The organism is Phaeobacter sp. 11ANDIMAR09 (assembly GCF_001294455.1).
In the GTDB taxonomy this organism is placed as follows: domain Bacteria; phylum Pseudomonadota; class Alphaproteobacteria; order Rhodobacterales; family Rhodobacteraceae; genus Pseudophaeobacter.
On sequence record NZ_LIKT01000013.1, the window covers coordinates 1 to 18,050 of the forward strand.

At 57.6% G+C, this 18,050-nt stretch carries 15 protein-coding genes and 1 pseudogene; 9 read left to right on the forward strand and 7 right to left on the reverse strand.

Annotated elements, in window-relative coordinates:
- Positions 1-856: pseudogene (locus AN476_RS12275) on the forward strand (IS5 family transposase); the annotation flags it as partial.
- A gap of 439 nt (positions 857-1,295) precedes the next feature.
- Here AN476_RS12275 and ssb read toward each other — a convergent pair.
- Positions 1,296-1,820: a single-stranded DNA-binding protein gene (gene ssb, locus AN476_RS12290; protein WP_054461887.1), complete on the reverse strand. Its 525-nt coding sequence runs from the start codon at positions 1,818-1,820 to the stop codon at positions 1,296-1,298.
- 306 nt (positions 1,821-2,126) lie between these two features.
- Here ssb and AN476_RS12295 point away from each other — a divergent pair, with 306 nt between their 5' ends.
- The 3 genes from AN476_RS12295 to AN476_RS12305 all read left to right on the forward strand — a co-directional run bounded on the left by AN476_RS12295 (position 2,127) and on the right by AN476_RS12305 (position 4,671).
- Complete coding sequence (locus AN476_RS12295; protein ID WP_054461888.1) at positions 2,127-2,720, forward strand: lytic transglycosylase domain-containing protein; 594 nt, start codon at positions 2,127-2,129, stop codon at positions 2,718-2,720.
- 256 nt (positions 2,721-2,976) lie between these two features.
- Entirely contained in the window at positions 2,977-3,354 is a 378-nt protein-coding gene (locus tag AN476_RS12300; protein ID WP_054461889.1) for a hypothetical protein, read from the forward strand.
- A 150-nt stretch (positions 3,355-3,504) separates the two neighbouring features.
- Entirely contained in the window at positions 3,505-4,671 is a 1,167-nt protein-coding gene (locus tag AN476_RS12305; protein WP_054461890.1) for a cytochrome-c peroxidase, read from the forward strand.
- Between the two features lie 48 nt (positions 4,672-4,719).
- On the opposite strand, the gene AN476_RS12310 is transcribed toward AN476_RS12305, so the two are convergent.
- From AN476_RS12310 to miaA, 6 genes are all read right to left on the reverse strand, one after another.
- Positions 4,720-6,807 (reverse strand): ABC transporter ATP-binding protein, encoded by a 2,088-nt coding sequence (locus AN476_RS12310; RefSeq protein ID WP_054461891.1) that lies wholly within the window; start codon positions 6,805-6,807, stop codon positions 4,720-4,722.
- Between the two features lie 102 nt (positions 6,808-6,909).
- Complete coding sequence (locus AN476_RS12315) at positions 6,910-8,352, reverse strand: ABC transporter permease (RefSeq protein WP_054461892.1); 1,443 nt, start codon at positions 8,350-8,352, stop codon at positions 6,910-6,912.
- Positions 8,353-8,367: 15 nt separating this feature from the next.
- On the reverse strand, positions 8,368-9,420 hold the full coding sequence (locus tag AN476_RS12320) for an ABC transporter permease (protein ID WP_054461893.1): 1,053 nt from the start codon (positions 9,418-9,420) through the stop codon (positions 8,368-8,370).
- 128 nt (positions 9,421-9,548) lie between these two features.
- On the reverse strand, positions 9,549-11,216 hold the full coding sequence (locus AN476_RS12325; protein ID WP_054461894.1) for an ABC transporter substrate-binding protein: 1,668 nt from the start codon (positions 11,214-11,216) through the stop codon (positions 9,549-9,551).
- Between the two features lie 409 nt (positions 11,217-11,625).
- Positions 11,626-12,438 carry a helix-turn-helix domain-containing protein gene (locus AN476_RS12330; RefSeq protein ID WP_054461895.1) on the reverse strand — a complete coding sequence of 271 codons (813 nt, stop codon included), beginning with the start codon at positions 12,436-12,438 and terminating at the stop codon, positions 11,626-11,628.
- Between the two features lie 146 nt (positions 12,439-12,584).
- Positions 12,585-13,451: a tRNA (adenosine(37)-N6)-dimethylallyltransferase MiaA gene (gene miaA, locus AN476_RS12335; protein ID WP_054461896.1), complete on the reverse strand. Its 867-nt coding sequence runs from the start codon at positions 13,449-13,451 to the stop codon at positions 12,585-12,587.
- A 175-nt stretch (positions 13,452-13,626) separates the two neighbouring features.
- On the opposite strand from miaA, the gene pyrH reads away from it, so the two are divergent.
- The 5 genes from pyrH to dxr all read left to right on the forward strand — a co-directional run bounded on the left by pyrH (position 13,627) and on the right by dxr (position 18,046).
- Positions 13,627-14,373 (forward strand): UMP kinase, encoded by a 747-nt coding sequence (pyrH, locus tag AN476_RS12340; protein WP_054461983.1) that lies wholly within the window; start codon positions 13,627-13,629, stop codon positions 14,371-14,373.
- Between the two features lie 357 nt (positions 14,374-14,730).
- A complete protein-coding gene (frr, locus tag AN476_RS12345) occupies positions 14,731-15,294 on the forward strand; it encodes a ribosome recycling factor (protein ID WP_054461897.1) in 564 nt (187 codons plus the stop codon).
- Positions 15,295-15,302: 8 nt separating this feature from the next.
- The gene (locus AN476_RS12350) at positions 15,303-16,061 is read left to right on the forward strand and encodes an isoprenyl transferase (RefSeq protein ID WP_054461898.1); all 759 of its coding nucleotides are present in this window, start codon (positions 15,303-15,305) and stop codon (positions 16,059-16,061) included.
- Positions 16,058-16,858, forward strand: a complete 801-nt coding sequence (locus AN476_RS12355; protein ID WP_054461899.1) for a phosphatidate cytidylyltransferase — start codon at positions 16,058-16,060, stop codon at positions 16,856-16,858. The genes AN476_RS12350 and AN476_RS12355 overlap by 4 nt, the downstream gene beginning before the upstream one ends.
- Before the next feature lie 15 nt (positions 16,859-16,873).
- A complete protein-coding gene (gene dxr, locus AN476_RS12360; RefSeq protein ID WP_054461900.1) occupies positions 16,874-18,046 on the forward strand; it encodes a 1-deoxy-D-xylulose-5-phosphate reductoisomerase in 1,173 nt (390 codons plus the stop codon).
- The last annotated feature ends 4 nt before the right edge of the window (positions 18,047-18,050 follow it).

An 18,050-nucleotide genomic window follows, 5' to 3' on the forward strand; every position in this document is an offset into this window, starting at 1 on the left:
TACGGCCATCCAGACATGCCTGACGATGAAGGTGCTGTTCGGTATGGCGCTCCGACAGACGACCGGGTTCGTCGAGAGCCTGTTGCGTTTGATCGGTTTGAACTGGGCGGTGCCCGACTTCAGCACGCTATTGCGCCGCCAGATAACACTGGCCGTGAACATCCCGTATCGTGGCTCTCACGACCCATTGCACCGGCTGATCCCCTCTCGGGACATCACTTCGTGATGCCCTGCCGGGCAGTGGACAGCACCGGTATCAAGGTCGAGGGTGAAGGAGAGTGGAACGCAGGCAAGCATGGTGGGCCCAAGCGGCGGGTTTGGCGCAAGATACATCTTGGGATCGACGAACAAACGCTGGAGGTTCGGGCCGTGGAGATCACCGGGCGCCACATCGGTGATGCGCCGGTGCTGCCAGATCTTCTGAACCAGATCCCGACGAACGAGACGATCAGCAGCGTCACCGCAGACGGCGCCTATGATACTCGCAAATGCCACGATGCCATCGCTGACCGCGGCGCCCATGCCGTCATCCCACCCCGCAAAAACGCCAAGCCGTGGAAGGCCGTCACCGCGGGTGCCGTGGCCAGAAACGAGGCCCTGAGAGCTTCGAAATACCTCGGCCGCGCAATCTGGCGAAACTGGAGTGGTTACCACCGCCGGAGCCGCGTCGTGTCCACCCTCTCGGGATCATGCTTTGCATAACCCTGCCGGGCAGCGGATGCATTGCGTTAAACTGCTGGGGCAGCGCCTCATGGCACGGGACTTTGACCGGCAGGTCGCGGAAGTCCAAATCCGCATCGCCGTCATGAACGGCTATACGGCGCTCGGCATACCCATTACCGAGGCCGTGGGATAAGCCCGTCCAGGGAAAGGGGAACTCTGTCTATCAGTGGATTTGTGCAACAGAGTCACGCCACGAACTTCCCGGCTCCAAACTCCGCGATTAGATCTCTTTGATTAGTATCTTTCCAAAGCTTCAAGTGTCGCAGGGCGCCTAGTATACTCAAAATAGTATTTTGGGAAAGCTTGGAGCGTAGCTCAACGGTGACAAAGAGTGTCGACCAATAGTCAGGCAGGCGGCTCTCAGCTTCGAGGTAGCTGAACCGTTTGCCACTGGAAAAAATGATGTTACGGTGTGTTAACACCCGCCCCGAAACCAACCAAAAATCTACATTTTCAATTGGCTTCGGAATCACTGCCTGATGTCAACCTTAAAAATATACATTTTTTAGGTTTTTGTTGTTTTTTATATATGTTTACACCCCAAAAAACTACATTTTGAGATTTTGTTTCCGCTAGAACGGGATTTCATCGTCGTCGATGTTGTGCGAGGGGCCGCTGTTGCCGCCGCCAAAGCCGCCGCCCTGTTGCGCGCCGCTGTCGTAGCCTCCGCCACCGCCGCCACCATAGCCGCCATCCTGGCCTCCGCCATAACCGCCGCCGCCGCCACCTGCGCCGCCGCCTTCGCCACGTCCGTCAAGCATGGTCAATGTCGAGCCAAAGCCCTGCAGGACCACCTCGGTGGAGTAACGGTCATTGCCGCTTTGGTCCTGCCATTTCCGGGTTTGCAGCTGGCCCTCGATATAGACCTTAGAGCCTTTGCGCAGATATTGCTCGGCGACGCGAACAAGACCTTCGTTGAAGATCGCGACCGAGTGCCATTCGGTGCGCTCGCGGCGCTCGCCGGTGTTGCGATCTTTCCAGTTTTCCGAGGTGGCAATGCGCAGATTGCAGACCTTGCCGCCATTTTGGAATGTGCGAACTTCCGGGTCGCGTCCCAGGTTGCCGATGAGGATGACTTTGTTGACTGAGCCGGCCATAGGGGGTCCGTCCTTATTCTTGTCTTTGGTTATGGTCGTGCGGGACAGGGCGGGATTCAGCCGAATCCCAACCGCTGGATTTTGGCCACAGTACAGACCTGTGCGCTGCGAGGAAAGCTCTCCTCTGATTGCATCGGTCTTGCGCTTTGGGGCAGGGTGGTTGGGGGTGCGAGGTCGACCTTCTGCCCGGACACCGGCGTAGATTTGCTGGTGGCCAGCGGCTGTGTGAACCTGTTTGCTTTCATTTGATGCAAATCCGGCTATAGTCCTGCCAGAATTCAGCTGCGGCACGGGGTGAGGGGCGGAATGCGGTCACTGAGAAGTGGGATTATTGGCGGTTTTATTGGGCTGGGAGCCTTTTGCGCGACATCTGTGCAGGCGGATATGTTCAGCACCAAAAGCAGACGCGATCTGTTTTCGGCCCATACCCGTTTGCTGGATACGCGTGCTTCCCAACAATATGAGGATTCCGCCCGTTTGCGGCCCGACGTCATTCCGAACGTATCCTCGGTTAGCCCGCGTTACACCGGAAAGTACCGTGGCGAATACCTGACCATGGCGCGGGAAGCGGCGCGCAAACATGGGGTGCCCGAGGATCTGTTCCTGCGTCTGGTGCAACAGGAAAGCAACTGGAACCCAAATGCGGAATCGCACAAAGGCGCCTTGGGGTTGGCGCAGTTAATGCCGGCGACTGCGCGCCGTCTTGGTGTGGATCCGACTATTCCCAAACAGAACCTAGAAGGTGGCGCCCGCTACCTGTCCAAACAGTTCCGCAAGTTTGGCTCCTGGCGCCTGGCGCTGGCCGCCTATAATGCGGGGCCACAGGCGGTGCGTAAATATGGTGGCGTGCCCCCCTATGAAGAAACTCAGAACTACGTGGCCAAAATCTGGGGGAGCTGATCCGCCGTTGCGCGGTGGCAAGTTCCTGGAGATAGGCCGCAGGGGTGAAGCGTTCCCACTTGTAAGTATCTATTTTAAATTTGAAAACTTGGTTTGGATCCAGGGGCCTGCGCCCTGGGATAGGCTCAGACTCTGAAACTTGCTGGTTGCGTTAATGAATTGTCAAACTCTCTTAATGCCACGTTAACTTCTCCGCTTTGCCATTAATCAGCCTTAATTTTTGATGAATTTGCCGGTGATTTCAGGAGGAATTCACGTGACAAGCAGAAGCTTTGACGATCGGCTCGAACGCATTCAATGGACACCCGGAGCGGTGCCATCACAAGACGTGATTGATAGCGTGCTGGGGGGACAGCGTGGCCTGGCCAAGGCCCGCAGCGTCGGAGCCACTCTGCTTGGCGCGATTTCAGGAATTTGCATTGGTTTTGGCGTCAAGGGGATGACACTTGTTGGCTCTCCCTGGGGGCCGGATACGGGGCTGGCTGGCATGATTGGGGGCGGTTTGTCCCTGACAGCTCTGGCGGTCTCGATGGCCCTGGCGATCTATGTTGCGCTGCGCAGCCATAGACACCCTTGGCTGATGCAATTTGCCTCAATGAACCTCCTGATGATCGTGGTCCTGCTGCTGAGTTGACCACACTGGCCTTGTGCGGGCGCTGATATCTCATCTGCTGTGGGAGTGGGGGGAGAGGGTTCCTGATTTTTTTAATCAGGAATTGCGCTACATCAAGGTTCTCATTATGGGTTTCGGGGATTACAGGCACAGCCGTTTTTCCCGGAGCCCATGATGCAGTTTCCAATCTCACCCCGAATGACACTGTCCAGCCTTTGCGCCGCTTTGGCCCTGTGCATTGGCGCGACAGCACAGTCAGATCCGCTGACACTTGAGCGCCTAGGAGATTCCCTGTTTCACGACGAAAACCTGTCGATGAATCGCAGCCAGTCCTGCGCCAGCTGTCACGATCCCGAGCAGGGGTTCAGCGATCCGCGGCGCTCAGCGGATGGGGCCTTCTCGCTGGGGGATGATGCTGAGTCGCTGGGCAACCGAAATGCGCCAACGGCTTCATATGCTGCCTTTGTTCCGCCGTTTCATCAAAACGCAAATGGCGAATGGATTGGTGGGCTGTTTTGGGACGGACGGGCAAACAGTCTCGAAGATCAGGCGGGTGGGCCGCCCTTGAACCCGGTCGAGATGGGCATTCCAAACAAGGCAGTCTTGTTGCAACGCCTGCGCGAAAACCCGGACTATGTGGAACGTTTTGCAGCGCTGTTCTCGGAGACTGTGCTGCAGGAGGAAGAGGCTGCGTTTACGGCGATGACACAGGCGATTGCGGCGTTTGAACGGGGCGAGCAGTTTGCCCCCTTCAGCAGCAAATATGACCGTTATCTCGCAGGGACGGCAGAATTGACCCGGGAAGAGGAGCTGGGGCGCACGTTGTTTTTCTCGGAACAGTTCACCAATTGTAACCTTTGCCACCAGCTGCGTACAAGCCAGATGGATCCACAAGAAACCTTTAGCGATTACAGTTTCCACAATATCGGGGTGCCGCGAAATCCTGCAACCGTCGCCGAGGCTGGCATGCCGTCCGATTTTGTCGATGATGGCCTATTGGCCAACCCACAGGTGACTGATCCGGCCCAACGCGGCAAATTTCGCACGCCGACCCTGCGCAATGTCGCGGTGACTGGCCCCTATATGCACAATGGGGTTTTTCAGGATCTGCGCACTGTGGTGCTGTTTTACAACCGGTACAACAGCAAGGCAGAAACCGCGCAGATCAATCCCGAAACCGGTAGGCCCTGGGGGGCGGCTCCAGTGCCTGGTACGCTGTCTGTTCCCGAACTCACCCATGGGCCAGCACTTGAGGCGCGTCGCGTCGATGCATTGGTGGCTTTCCTCAAGACCCTGACGGATGAACGCTACGAAGATCTATTGGAAGCGGCGCACTAAGGCGCAGCAGCCACCCCGTTCCTGCGAGGAACGGGGTGGCCCCAGGGTCTATTCTGCGGCCAGTTTGATCACGGGCTGCATACGTTCCAGAACCTCATCGCTCAGATGGCACTTGATCTGGTGACCTGCTTCCAGGGTCCGTGTCGGCGGCACTTCTTGGTCACATAGCCCGCCAGCAACCTCGCCCTTCCAACGGCAGCGGGTCTGGAACGGGCAGCCAGAGGGCGGATCCATTGCCGAGGGAATATCTCCCTCCAGAACGATATGTTCCTTTTCGATGGAGGTATCCGCAATCGGAACCGCGCTCAGCAGCGCTTCGGTATAGGGGTGATAGGGCGGCGAGAAGACCTGATCAGTATCGCCCAGCTCAACCACATGGCCAAGATACATCACCATGACCCGATCGCTGAGATAGCGCACAATGGACAGGTCATGGCTGATGAACAGCAGAGTGGTTTTCTCCGTCCGTTGGATCTCCATTAGCAGATCCGTCACCGCGGCTTGAACGGACACATCCAAGGCCGAGACCGGCTCATCGGCAACAACGATCCGCGCCCCTCCCGAGAAGGCCCGGGCAATGCCCACGCGCTGTTTTTGCCCGCCCGAGAGCTGGCGCGGCATGCGTTCTGCAAAGGCGCGCGGCAGTTTCACCAGATCCAGCAGCTCCAGCATACGCTGCTTGCGATCCTGATCCGTGTCGCCAATGTCAAAGATTTCCAACGCCCGAATGATCTGCCGTCCCACTGTCATTGAGGGATTCAGCGTATCAAAGGGGTTTTGAAACACCATCTGCACATCCGAAACCGTCTGTGTATTGCGGGCCTCAATGGCGGTTTGCTCGATGTTTTTGCCATCTAGCAGGATCTCGCCCTCGGTCGCGGTTTCCAATCCCATCAGCACCTTGGCAAAGGTGGATTTACCGCAGCCGGATTCGCCAACAATGGCCAGAGTTTCGGACTCTCTGGCTTCAAAACTCAGCGTTTCGTTGGCCTTGACCACCTTTTTGACTCCGCCTCCAAACAGGGCATTGGCCGCCACCTCATAGTATTTCTTCAGGTTGTCGATCTTCAGGACCACCTCACCCGGTTTGGTCTTTTCTGTCTGATCGCCAACAACAATCGGCGCGTTCCAATCAATTTCCTGATAGCGCAGGCAGCGGGTGGCATGGCGGTCATTGCCCGCCACATCTGCCATCTGGATCTGGCCTTGATCACAGCGGCCGGCTTCAAAATAATCACATCGCGGACCAAAGTTGCAGCCAGGTGGGCGCTCATGCGGCAGCGGAAAGTTGCCGGGGATCGCCACCAATGGATGCGCGTTCTTATCGGCACCTGGCAGCGGGATCGAGCGAAACAGCGCCTGGGTATAGGGGTGTTGCATCTCGTCAAAGACATCAGCGATAGAACCGCGCTCCACCGCTTCGCCGGAATACATCACACAGAGCCGGTCACAGGTTTCCAGGATCAGCCCCAAGTTATGGCTGATAAACAGCATTGAGGTGCCGTATTTCTTGCCCAGATCCCGAACCAGCTCCACCACTGCCGCCTCAACTGTCACATCCAGCGCGGTGGTCGGCTCATCCAGGATCAACAGCGAAGGCTTTGACATCAAGGCCATGGCAATGACAATCCGCTGTTGCTGCCCGCCCGAGAGCTGGTGCGGATAGGAGTTCAACATCCGCTCAGGGTCCGGCAGCCGCACATCCGTAACCACCTCCAGCGCGCGCGCATGGGCTTCCTTCTCCGAGACCCCCTCGTGGATCATCGGCACTTCCATCAACTGGCGTCCGATTTTCATCGCCGGGTTGAGGCTGGCCATGGGCTCTTGGTAGATCATCGCGATCTCATTGCCACGAATGTCGCGCAATTCCTCGCGGCTCATCTCGGCCAGATCGCGGCCCTTGAACTTGATCGACCCGCCAACGATGCGGCCGTTCTTGCCTAGATCCTGCATCACCCCCAGCGCCACGGTGGATTTGCCACAGCCGGACTCTCCCACCAGCCCGACGGCCTCACCGGGCTGCACCGAGACGGAAAAATCCATCACCGCCGGGATTTCCCTTAGCCGGGTGAAAAAGGAAATCGACAGTTTATCGATCTCAAGCACCGGTCCATCATAGTCTGACAGTTTGTTCATTACATGTGTCTCCCTGCCGAAACCAACAGAGCTTTCGCCCTTTCATTTGGCCTCAAATATCCCGGGGGTCCGGGGGCTGGCCCCCGGTCGCCCTGGTGTGGATTAATCCTTCAGGCTCTCTTCGCGCAGCCCATCCGCCAATAGGTTCAGCCCCAAAACCATGCTCAAGAGTGCAAAGGCCGGCGGCAGGGCGGGGTGCAGATAGATCGCCAAGAGCTTGCGCCCCTCATTGATGGTCGAGCCCCAATCCGGGCTTTCGGGGGGCAGGCCGAGGCCAAAGAACCCGAGTGTTCCCAAAAGGATGGTGGTGTAGCCGATGCGCAGGCAGAAATCGACGATCAGCGGCCCGCGCGCATTGGGCAGCACCTCCCAGAGCATGATATACCAGGGGCGCTCCCCGCGGGTCTGGGCGGCGGCGACATAGTCGCGTGTCTTGATATCCATCGCGAGCCCGCGCACGATCCGAAACACCGTTGGCGAATTCACAAAGACCACAGAGACAAAAACCACCAGGATGCCGCCAGGGATGTCGATCCTGTCCAGCACAGCTGGCAAAAGATTCACTTTTGAGCCGGGCTCGTTCACCACCATCAGATAGAGGATCAGCATCGGCAAGAGCACTGCGGCAAGCCAAAGATAGTTTTTGGCAGGCTGGGTGCGATAGCGCGCATTGATCAACACGTAGAAAAAGATCAGCGGAAAGGCGAACAGGACAATGGCCATATATTGCGGCAGCCCGGTCTGCACGATTTCCGGGGTCACCAGCAGGTAAAACAGCAAGATCACTGGAAAGGCCAGGATCAGGTTGGCCAGGAAAGACAGGAAGGTGTCGAGCTTTCCGCCAAAGTACCCGGCAGGCAGGCCCAGTGTGATACCAACCATAAAGGCAAACAGGGTCGCCAGCGGCGCAATCTTGACCACCTCCCAGGCGCCTTTCACCATGCGGCTAAAGACATCGCGGGCCAGGTTGTCGCCGCCGAGCAGATACCATTGAAAGTCGCCCTCTTGCGGATTTCGCAGCGCGGTGCCCGGCACCTTGTTCTTTAGCCCCGAGACCTGCGCCAACGGATCATGAGTGATAATCAGATCAAAGGCGCCAAAGATGCCGGTGAAAACCCAAAACATCACCAGGCCAAAACCGATCATGCCAATGGGGCTGTCAAACAGCTTGCCATAAAGCCCCAGGCGTCTTTTGTAGCGGATCGAGAGGGTAAACAGCAACACCAGGGCAATCCAGACCGGGAGAAACTGCTGGGCAATGGCGCCTACAATGCCAGCCCCTGTGCCCATAATCAGTCCGAGAACCAGATAAGACAAAAGCAGCGCAGTTGTGGCCATCAGCGCGGCCTTGACCGCCAGGGTTGCCAGGTCGCGCGGACCAGAGCTGAGGCTGGCGCCGCCAGCCGTTACATTGATGGCGCGGTCTTCCGGCAGCACTATGCTGAGCAGTACCCAGACCGCAACCGAAGCAGCCAGCAGTCCGAGGGCTAAGAAAAGAAAAGGGTCGAGGAAGGCGATTTTGCCGGTCCAGCTGAGGGGATCCATGTCAGTCTCCTTCCGTTACGAGATGCGAATGCGTGGGTTAAGAAAGACATAGCCGATGTCAGATATCAGCTGGGTCACGAGGACGACAAAGACCGAAACAACCGAGATCGCCAGCAGCAATTCAATGTCGTTATTGCCTGCGGCCTGCACAAGTATCCATCCGAAGCCTTTGTAGTTAAACAAAGTTTCCACGATGACCACGCCGTTGAGAAGCCAGGGGAACTGCAACATTATGACGGTGAATGGGGCAATCAGCGCATTGCGCAACGCATGCTTTAGAACGATCTTAGGGAAGCTCACCCCTTTGAGCCGGGCCGTGCGGATGTATTGCGCTGTCATCACTTCGGTCATCGAGGCACGTGTCATGCGGGCGATATAGCCCATGCCATAGAGCGCGATTGTCAAAACCGGCAGAAAAAAGTTTTCAAAGGTCGGGTTCTCCGTGGCGGCAGTGGCCGAGCCCTTGAACCATTTCAACCCGACAGTGGAAGAGGTAAAGATCGCGATAAAGACCACACCCGAGACATATTCCGGGGTGGCGGTGGTCAGGATGGAGACCGTTGACAGGCTGCGATCAGTCACCGAACCCTCGCGCATACCGGCCAAGACACCAATGATCAGTGCCGAGGGCACCATCAGCAGCAGCACCCATCCCATCAGCCGCAGCGTATTGCCCAGGCGTTCCCAGACAACATCGGAGACATCTTTTTGCAGAACGGTTGAATGCCCCCAATCGCCCTGCAGAATGCCACAGAAGCGCGGGAATTCTCCGGCCTCAGTCTCCGTCACGACGCCGACAATGCATCGGCCTGTAACCCCGTCGTCGCTGTCATAGGTCCAGCCGGGAAGTACCCCCAGCCATTGACCATATTTCACAGCCATCGGCTGGCTGTACCCGTTTTTGTCGAGCCAGCTGGCCACCGCCTCGTCGGTCATCCGGAAGTTGCCCTGCGTTTTGGCGAGCTTTTCCAGGTTAGGGTAGAGGTTGGTGAGCGAGAAAACGATGAACGTCAGGCATAGCGCCGTCAGGATCATCACGCCTGAGCGGCGTAGAATGAACAATCCCATAGGGTTCCCTGTTGGTCTGGCGTAAAAACCGGCGCGGCCATTTCGGCGCAGCCTTGGTGGTTTTGGCTACCCCGAGCCGCCCTGTTGTTTGGCGGCTCGGGGAAAGGGATATGTTGGCGCGGCAGGTTCTAGGCCGACCAACCCCATTTGTAGTGGTGATGTTCAAAGGTGACATGCATATCGGCATTGGCAACACCTTCACGCATGTGGCGATACAGCGAACGCCAGTAAGGCTGGATGGTGACGCCCTCTTCCTGAACAATCATCTCCATCTTCTTCATCACTTCGCGACGTTTGTCGGCATCGGCAATGGAGAGCGCCTGGGTCAGCAGAGTGTCAAACTCTTCATTGGCCCAGCCAAATTCGTTCCAGGCCTCGCCCGAACGATAGGCCAGCGCATGGACCTGAACGCCAAGCGGGCGCGGGTTCCAGTTGGTGGAGCTGAAAGGATATTTTGACCAGTCATTCCAGAAGGTAGATCCGGGCAGAACTGTCCGCTTTACCTTGAAACCGGCATCGCGCAGCTGAGCGGCAACGGCATCGGTGGTGTTCTTGCGCCAGTCATCGTCGATCGAGATGATTTCATGTTCGAAATCCATCATCCCGGCTTCTTCCATCAGGGCGCGGGCACCAGCAGGGTCGAACTTCTGCGGTGGCAGTTCGGCATATTCGGGGTGGATTGGCCCGACATGGTGGTTTTCGGCGGCCTGACCCCGGTTGCCATAGCCAAGCTCGAGACAGACCGAATTGTCCACGGCCATCTGGATGGCCTGACGCACCCGTTTGTCGGCATAGGGACGCTTGCCGTCAACTTCGGCCAGCTGGTTGGGGCGCACCACAACTGTCGCCATGGTGACAACTTCGGACTTGTTATAGCCAAGGGCATCCATCACATCGATGAACTCACCGACCGATTCATAGAGCATGTCGACTTCATCGGATTCCAGCGCCGCGAGCCAAGAGGAAGGGTCGGTGCCAAAATCGGTATATTCGATACGATCCAGCGCGGGTGTGCCATAGACGGCGTCCCCCCACCATGTATGGTCCGCATTGCGCTCCAGTACGGCCTTGACGCCGACTTCCAGTTCACTCAGCAGATAGGGGCCGGTGCCGATGTTTTTGGTAAAATCTTCGGTCTGGAAACTGGAGTGCATGATCGCAGCGGGATAATCGGCCATGCCGGCGATCAGCGAAATATCCGGGCCAGGCAGGTTCAGGCGTACGGTGTGGTCATCGACCACTTCGATGCCGCCCTCAATGGCGACATTTGTTTCAGGATCGACCAGCGTGCCAAAACGGCCTGCCATCGAGTTGCCCTCTAGCCCTTTGTCGCACCAGCCCGTGATGTTGCGTGCAACGTCTTCGGCGGTGAAGGCGTCGCCATTGTTCCAGGTGACACCCTTACGCAAATTAAGGGTATAGACCGTGGCGTCGTCATTCACCTCCCAGCTTTCCAGCAGCATGCCCCGGATTGTACCGTCGTTGTTGTATTCAACGAGGTATTCATTGGTGCCGCGAGTCTGGTTGGCCATCTGTGACCAGTCATAGGTGCGCGGATCCTTCAGAGGGCGAACTTCCATCTGCACCCGCAGCGTGCCGCCGGGTTTCATTTCGGTAGCTGCTTGGGCCGCTGGTGCGGTCAGGCCAAGAAGCCCATAGGCAGCGGCGGCACTCACACCCAGCCCCGTGGCGCGGGTCAGGAATTCACGGCGGTCTAGTTTGCCTTCGAAAACTTCGCGAGCATGCATTTTTGCAGCCCAATGTGGAGTCACATCTGTCTTGGATTCGTGGGTCATTCGGGTCTCCCTTTGGTGCACCGCTGGAGAGATCTTCTCCATTTGGACATTGCCAATGTGTTTCTGAAACGTGGCACAGAAACGGTGCGGTTTTGGCTTGTTGCCTTTTGATGAGCTCATTCGGCCCTAGATCAGGGGAGAGGTCAATGCACAGAATCGGCGATGAGGGAGGTAAAAGCGACATTTTTGGTGTCGGCTTTGAATTATTTGCTCCACTTGGGAGGCGATACTGGGCACAAGTGCCCAGTTCTCTGACCTGCCGAGAGGGCCTGTCTGGCGAGTCGTGGAAATGAGTCGCATGCCGCAGGACGGTCATCTAGGCCAAAAAATCACCACTGGGAAAGAGCTGCTGCCAGCTGCGTCATAACGCGACCCAATTGCGGGTGGCCAGGATGGCGATTGTGAGCGTTCAATGCCGCTTGCGCGACATTTTCCGCAGGGAACTCGGCGTTTGGCCGGTGTGCTGGTTGATGAACCGGGTGAAATAAGCAGGGCTGCCAAACCCGATCTGCTCTGCAATATCGCGCATGGTCAAATCCGAGAAGGCCAAGAGGCCGCGCGCTGCATATAGCTGGCGTTCAGTCAGCAAGGCGGCGGCAGTTTTGCCAGTTTCTGATTTGCAGACACGGGTCAGATGGGTCGGGGTCACATTCAAGGCTGCGGCGTGATCTGCCATTGTGATACGGGCATCAAAATACTCACTGACCCTCTGGCAGTAGGATTGCGACAGGCGCCGTGCAGCTGATGGCCGTTCAGGCGGCAGCGGTCCAGAGGGCGGCAGGCGCCGCAGCTGAATGCTGATCAACTCACTATAGGACTGCAGGGCTCTGCGCCACAGCGCCGGGTGGCCGTTTTGTTCTTGCACCATAGCCTCAAGCAGCGCGTTCAGCCGTGCCTGTTCGCGCGCATCAGAAATCTTTAGATGCAGGGGTTTGTCAGGGGTGGCGACGGGTGCTGAAACGGGAATTTTCAGCGCCTGACCCAGGCATTGGCGCCCGAACTCAACGGACCAAAGCGAGCGCGCCGGGAAAAATAAAGCGCTATGGGCGCTGAAGCCGCGCTGGTTGCCATCCATCAACATCCGGCCCTGACCCCGGGTGACCCAAATCAGCAGATGTTCCCCGCGGTCATGGGCAAGCTCCGTTTGCCAGGCGCCATAGGGCACCAGCTGCGACAGTGGGACAACCTGTATTTCTTCGCTAGGACTTGGATCAAAGGGCATATAGTGAGGATAACTTCGCTAACTGGTTCAAATTTTAACAAGCAGGCCATGAATTTTTGATTCGGGCAAGTTCTGCGGATAATTGTCTTTGCGTATAGGGGGTTGGATTTGATCCGGGGGCAGAGGTTTAGGCCGGACCGCTGAGGTTACAGATCACCTGATTCTACAACCTCCCACTGCTTCATTCGGGCGCGAAACCAGCTGCGTTGGCGTTTGGCATAGCGGCGGGTCGCAATGGCCGCCTGTTCGCGCGCCTCCTCCAATGTCAGCTCCCCACAGATGTAGCCCATCAGTTCGGGCACACCAATGGCTTTGCACGCGGGCAGGGCGGGGTCATAGAGGTCTCGCATCTCTTCCACCTCCTCCAATGCGCCCTGTTCGATCATCAAATCAAAGCGTTGACGGATGCGGGGTTCCAGCCATTCTTTGGGGCTGTGCATGACCAAGGCGTTGCAACTGCCAAGTGGCAGAACGGGGGGCGGGGTATCGTCCTGCCACTCGGCCAGGGAGCGCCCCGTCGCCTGCAGCACTTCCCAGGCCCGCTGGACCCTGGCGCGATTATTCAGATCTATGCGTTTGGCGGTCTGCGAATCAAGTTGGCTCAGAAGGCTATCAAGCGTCAGGGAATCACCAAGGCTGCGAATCTTGTCGGGGGTTGGCGGGATCTCGGCCAGACCTTCGGTGAGCGCAGAGAAGTAGAGCCCGGTTCCACCGACGATAATGGGGCGCTCGGACCCGGCCAAAAGGGGTTTGACCTGGCGCAGCCAGTGGCCTGCGGAATACTGCTCATCATAGCGGATATGACCATAGAGATGGTGCGGCAGGCTTTGTTCCTCGCTGATCGAGGGGCGAGCTGTGACCACACGCCAACAGTCGTAAATCTGACTGGCATCTGCATTGACGATCACACCGCCTTGTTTTTCCGCGATTTTCACCGCCAGGCTAGACTTTCCCGAAGCCGTGGGGCCGGCCAAAAGCACGGGTTTGTCCGGGTCAAGATCGGGCAACATCATGAGAGGTCCATCCAGCAGTTTGCGAGTTTATGCCAATAGCAGGCCGGGGCGAGGCCCAGGCCAGGTCAGGAACAGGTCAGAAACAGATGGGAAAGCGCGCTAGCCGCATTGAATCTCGTTGCATTTTGCTCCATTTTGCCGCGCAAACTAACCCCCTCATATGCCGGAGCGCAACATGCCCCTTGATCTCGAAACGCTGGATACTGCTCCAGACGCTACCTATAACCGTGTCATGCTGAAAATCTCCGGCGAGGCGCTGATGGGCGATCAGGGGTTTGGCCTGAATCCTCCCACAGTTCAGCGCATCGCCCGCGAAGTCAAAACCGTGCATGACATGGGCGTCGAGATCTGCATGGTGATTGGCGGCGGCAATATTTTTCGCGGATTGTCTGGCGCAGCCCAGGGGATGGAGCGCACCACGGCTGACTACATGGGGATGCTGGCAACCGTCATGAATGCCCTGGCCATGCAAAGCGCTTTGGAAGATCTGGGCGTCTTCTGTCGGGTGATCTCGGCCATTCCGATGGATCAGGTCTGCGAGCCCTACATCCGCCGCCGCGCCGTGCGCCACCTCGAGAAAAAGCGGGTCTGCATCTTTGCCGCCGGAACCGGAAACCCCTATTTCACCACCGATACCGCAGCCACCCTGCGGGCCAATGAAATGGGCTGCGAAGCGATCTTTAAGGGCACCAAAGTTGACGGCGTCTATGACAAAGACCCGGTGAAATTTGACGATGCCAAACGCTATGACACCGTCAGCTTTGACGATGTGCTGGCAAAACGTCTCGGGGTGATGGATGCTTCGGCTATTGCCTTGGCGCGGGACAACAATCTTCCCATCATCGTGTTCTCCCTCGATGAGCCCGGCGGGTTCCGGGGCATCCTGGCGGGCGAGGGAACCTACACCAAGGTTCAGGGCTAGTAGGCTGTCTTTTGCGACGGCTGAACATCTTTGCGCCCTGCGGGAAGAGTTTTGGATGTCATACTGCTGATACGTTGCATCGCTAGCCTAAGGATAGGCATCATTCACAGGACGTGAAACCCGGAAGAATTCTTCCCTTTCGGGGGTGCTATGGTCCCCCCTGGACCCAATAGATATCTGCGCGTGATGGCTCGCCATCGCGCGCAATTTCGTTTCTGGGATGGCGCCAAGCTCGGGTTCAGGGCTGTGGTTTCAAACCATTGCGCCACAGAAATCCCTGTCATGATCGCTATACATTGACGGGCCAATGGCTTATGAGCGGATCAAAGACTGTCTCAAGTCAGCGGAGAGAATAGAATGTCTGACGATTTCGAACTGGATACCGACGATCTGAAACGCCGCATGGATGGCGCGATGGCGAATCTGAAAACCGAATTTGCCTCGTTGCGCACCGGCCGCGCGTCGGGTTCTATGCTGGAACCGGTCATGGTCGAAGCCTATGGCTCGATGACGCCAATCAACCAGGTTGGCACCGTGAACGTCCCTGAACCCCGCATGGTTACCATTAATGTCTGGGATAAGGGCCTGGTTGGCCCGGTGGAAAAAGCCATCCGTAACTCGGGTCTGGGCATCAATCCTCAGCTGAATGGCACCATCATCATGCTGCCAATCCCGGAGCTGAACGAAGAACGCCGCCGGGAGCTGGGCAAGGTCGCCGGACAATATGCTGAACATTGCCGGGTCTCGATCCGCAATGTGCGCCGTGACGGTATGGATCAGATCAAAAAGGCCAAGGCCGACGGCATGTCCGAGGACGATCAGAAGTTCTGGGAATCCGAAGTCCAAGATCTCACGGATGCGATGATCAAAGCTGTTGATGACGCGCTTGAGCACAAGCAGGCAGAAATCATGCAGGTTTGATCCGCTAGATGCCCCGTGTTTCCAAGACCAGTGCCAGTACCTCGCCCTCAGAAGAGCCCAGTTCTTCTGGACCACGGCATGTTGCCATCATCATGGATGGCAATGGTCGATGGGCCCAAGCACGTGGTCGGCCGCGACTGTTTGGGCATCATGCCGGCGCGCGACGGGTGCGAGAGATTGTTGAATGCTGCCCACAGTATGGGGTGAAATACCTGACGATTTTTGCCTTTTCGACAGAGAACTGGAAACGGACTCAGGTTGAAATCTCCGGGTTGATGAGCCTGTTTCGCCGCTACATTTCAAAAGAAATGAAAGCCCTGGCCGCGCGCAATGTCCGGGTCCGCTTTATTGGTGATCGCCTGCGGCTTGATGCCAAACTGGTCCAGCTGATGGATGAGCTGGAGCGGGAAACCGAGGTGAATGACGGCATTCATCTGACCATTGCCTTGAACTATGGCGGTCGGGATGAAGTTGCCCGTGCCACCAAACGACTGGCCCAGGATGTGGCTACGGGGCGTTTGCACCCCGAAGACGTGAATGAAGAGACCCTGCCGCGGTATTTGGACACCCATGTTTTGCCTGACCCAGATCTGGTGATCCGCACCAGCGGCGAAGCCCGGATTTCCAATTTTCTGCTGTGGCAGTCCGCCTATGCGGAATACGAGTTTATTGACACGCTATGGCCTGATTTTTCCTCTGAGGAACTGGGGCGGCTCTGCCAAAAGTACGGGGCCAGAGATCGCCGCTTTGGCGCTGTGTCCTCATGACGGGTCCCAAGGCAGCTGGCCCCGGTGGGCAGGGACGTTGGGGGGATTTGACGCCTCGGATCCTCTCTGCTCTGGTCATGGTTGCAGTGGCGCTTGCGGCGATCTGGGCCGGAGGGCTGATCTTTGCCTTGGTGATTGCACTGTGTTGTGGCGGGATGGCTTGGGAGCTTTCCCAGATGCTGGCCCCGCGCCGCTCTGGACTTGCGCTGCAACTGGGGGCGGCGACTGCAGTCGCAGTTTTTGTGGCCGGAGTGCTGCCTATGTCTTTGGGCCTGGCCTTGCTGCTGGTGCCGGTTGTACAGGGCTGGCTGCAGGTCGCTCCAACGGCAAAGACACGGTTTGCGGTCTTTGCTCTGTGGATTGTACTGGCGGGATATAGCTTCATCTGGGTGCGAAGCAGTCTGGGTGCGGATTGGTTGATCTGGTTGGCGGTGGTGGTGGTGGCCACGGATGTGGCGGGCTACTTTGCCGGGAAAACCATAGGCGGGCCGAAATTCTGGCCGCGTATCAGCCCCAAGAAGACCTGGTCGGGCACATCGGCCGGTTGGGTCGCGGCAGCTCTGGTTGGAGCGGCCTCTGCGCCAATTTTTGACATGGGCTTTAGCCTGGTGATTGCCTCTGTGCTGGTCTCGATGGCCAGCCAGGCGGGGGATGTGGCTGAAAGCGCGCTGAAGCGCCAGACTGGGGTCAAGGATTCCAGCGGGCTGATCCCTGGACATGGTGGGCTTCTGGACCGCTTTGACGGGATGCTGGGTGCTGCGGCCATGTTTTTGTTTCTCTTCACCTTTCTGGGGTAGCCTGAGAGGGCGAAAATGCAAAAAATCTCTATTTTTGGAGCCACAGGCTCGATCGGTCAAAGCACTATTGATTTGATCCGGCGGGATTTGAGTTCCTATGACGTGGTGGCCCTGACAGGCGGGCGAAATATTGCCCGGCTGGCGGCTGATGCCATTGAGCTGGGTGCCGATCTGGCCGTTACCGCCTATGAGGAGGCGCTTCCGGAACTGCGCCAGGCGCTGGCTGGCAGCGGGGTCGAGGCGAGCGCGGGGCAGGCGGCTTTGATCGAAGCCGCGGCGCGGCCTGCGGATTGGATCATGTCTGCCATTGTCGGGGTTGCTGGGCTTGCGCCGGGGCTCAAAGCGCTGGAACAGGGCACGACGCTGGCGCTCGCCAATAAGGAGTCGCTGGTCTGCGCCGGGAGGCTCCTGTTGGATACCGCCAAGCAGTACGGCGCACGCCTGCTGCCCGTCGATAGCGAACATTCGGCGGTGTTTCAGGGGCTGGTGGGCGAAGACATCTCGGCTGTTGAACGTATTGTTATCACAGCCTCGGGGGGCGCCTTTCGGGATTGGCCGCTGGAGAACCTAAAAACGGCCACCTTGGCCCAGGCTTCCGCGCATCCCAATTGGGATATGGGGCAACGCATTACCATCGACAGCGCATCGATGTTCAATAAGGCCTTGGAAGTTATTGAAACTCGTGAATACTTTGGAGTGGAGCCAGAGCAGATCGAGGTTCTGGTTCATCCTGAATCCCTGGTGCATGCGCTGGTTGGGTTTCGGGATGGGGCTTTGATGGCACATCTGGGGGCTCCGGATATGCGCCATGCAATTGGTTATGCGCTACATTGGCCCGAGCGGCGGGATCTGCCTGTCGCGCGGCTGGATCTGGCCCAGATCGGCCAGCTGAATTTTTCCACGCCCGATCTGATCCGCTATCCGGCACTGTCGCAAGCAAGCGGTGTGATGCAGCGCGGCGGGCTGATGGGGGCGGTGTTCAACGCTGCCAAGGAACGCGCGTTGGATCATTTTATTGCCGGTGACATCGGTTTCACCGATATGGCCGAGATCACGGCACGGGTTCTGGAACGGGTTGAGACGCAAAGCGGCCTTATTGATTCCGCAATGACCCTTGATAACGTCACACAGATTGACCACATCGCCCGCAAGTCTGCGGATGTGGCCGCAGCTCAAACCATAGGGTAACGCT

What these genes read in the sequence shown, in the direction of transcription:
- ssb (WP_054461887.1), bottom strand. Translation starts at nt 1,820, where the DNA reads ATGGCCGGCTCAGTCAACAAAGTCATCCTCATCGGCAACCTGGGACGC.
- AN476_RS12295 (WP_054461888.1), top strand. Translation starts at nt 2,127, where the DNA reads ATGCGGTCACTGAGAAGTGGGATTATTGGCGGTTTTATTGGGCTGGGA.
- AN476_RS12305 (WP_054461890.1), top strand. Translation starts at nt 3,505, where the DNA reads ATGATGCAGTTTCCAATCTCACCCCGAATGACACTGTCCAGCCTTTGC.
- AN476_RS12310 (WP_054461891.1), bottom strand. Translation starts at nt 6,807, where the DNA reads ATGAACAAACTGTCAGACTATGATGGACCGGTGCTTGAGATCGATAAA.
- AN476_RS12315 (WP_054461892.1), bottom strand. Translation starts at nt 8,352, where the DNA reads ATGGATCCCCTCAGCTGGACCGGCAAAATCGCCTTCCTCGACCCTTTT.
- AN476_RS12320 (WP_054461893.1), bottom strand. Translation starts at nt 9,420, where the DNA reads ATGGGATTGTTCATTCTACGCCGCTCAGGCGTGATGATCCTGACGGCG.
- AN476_RS12325 (WP_054461894.1), bottom strand. Translation starts at nt 11,216, where the DNA reads ATGACCCACGAATCCAAGACAGATGTGACTCCACATTGGGCTGCAAAA.
- AN476_RS12330 (WP_054461895.1), bottom strand. Translation starts at nt 12,438, where the DNA reads ATGCCCTTTGATCCAAGTCCTAGCGAAGAAATACAGGTTGTCCCACTG.
- miaA (WP_054461896.1), bottom strand. Translation starts at nt 13,451, where the DNA reads ATGATGTTGCCCGATCTTGACCCGGACAAACCCGTGCTTTTGGCCGGC.
- pyrH (WP_054461983.1), top strand. Translation starts at nt 13,627, where the DNA reads ATGCCCCTTGATCTCGAAACGCTGGATACTGCTCCAGACGCTACCTAT.
- frr (WP_054461897.1), top strand. Translation starts at nt 14,731, where the DNA reads ATGTCTGACGATTTCGAACTGGATACCGACGATCTGAAACGCCGCATG.
- AN476_RS12350 (WP_054461898.1), top strand. Translation starts at nt 15,303, where the DNA reads ATGCCCCGTGTTTCCAAGACCAGTGCCAGTACCTCGCCCTCAGAAGAG.
- AN476_RS12355 (WP_054461899.1), top strand. Translation starts at nt 16,058, where the DNA reads ATGACGGGTCCCAAGGCAGCTGGCCCCGGTGGGCAGGGACGTTGGGGG.
- dxr (WP_054461900.1), top strand. Translation starts at nt 16,874, where the DNA reads ATGCAAAAAATCTCTATTTTTGGAGCCACAGGCTCGATCGGTCAAAGC.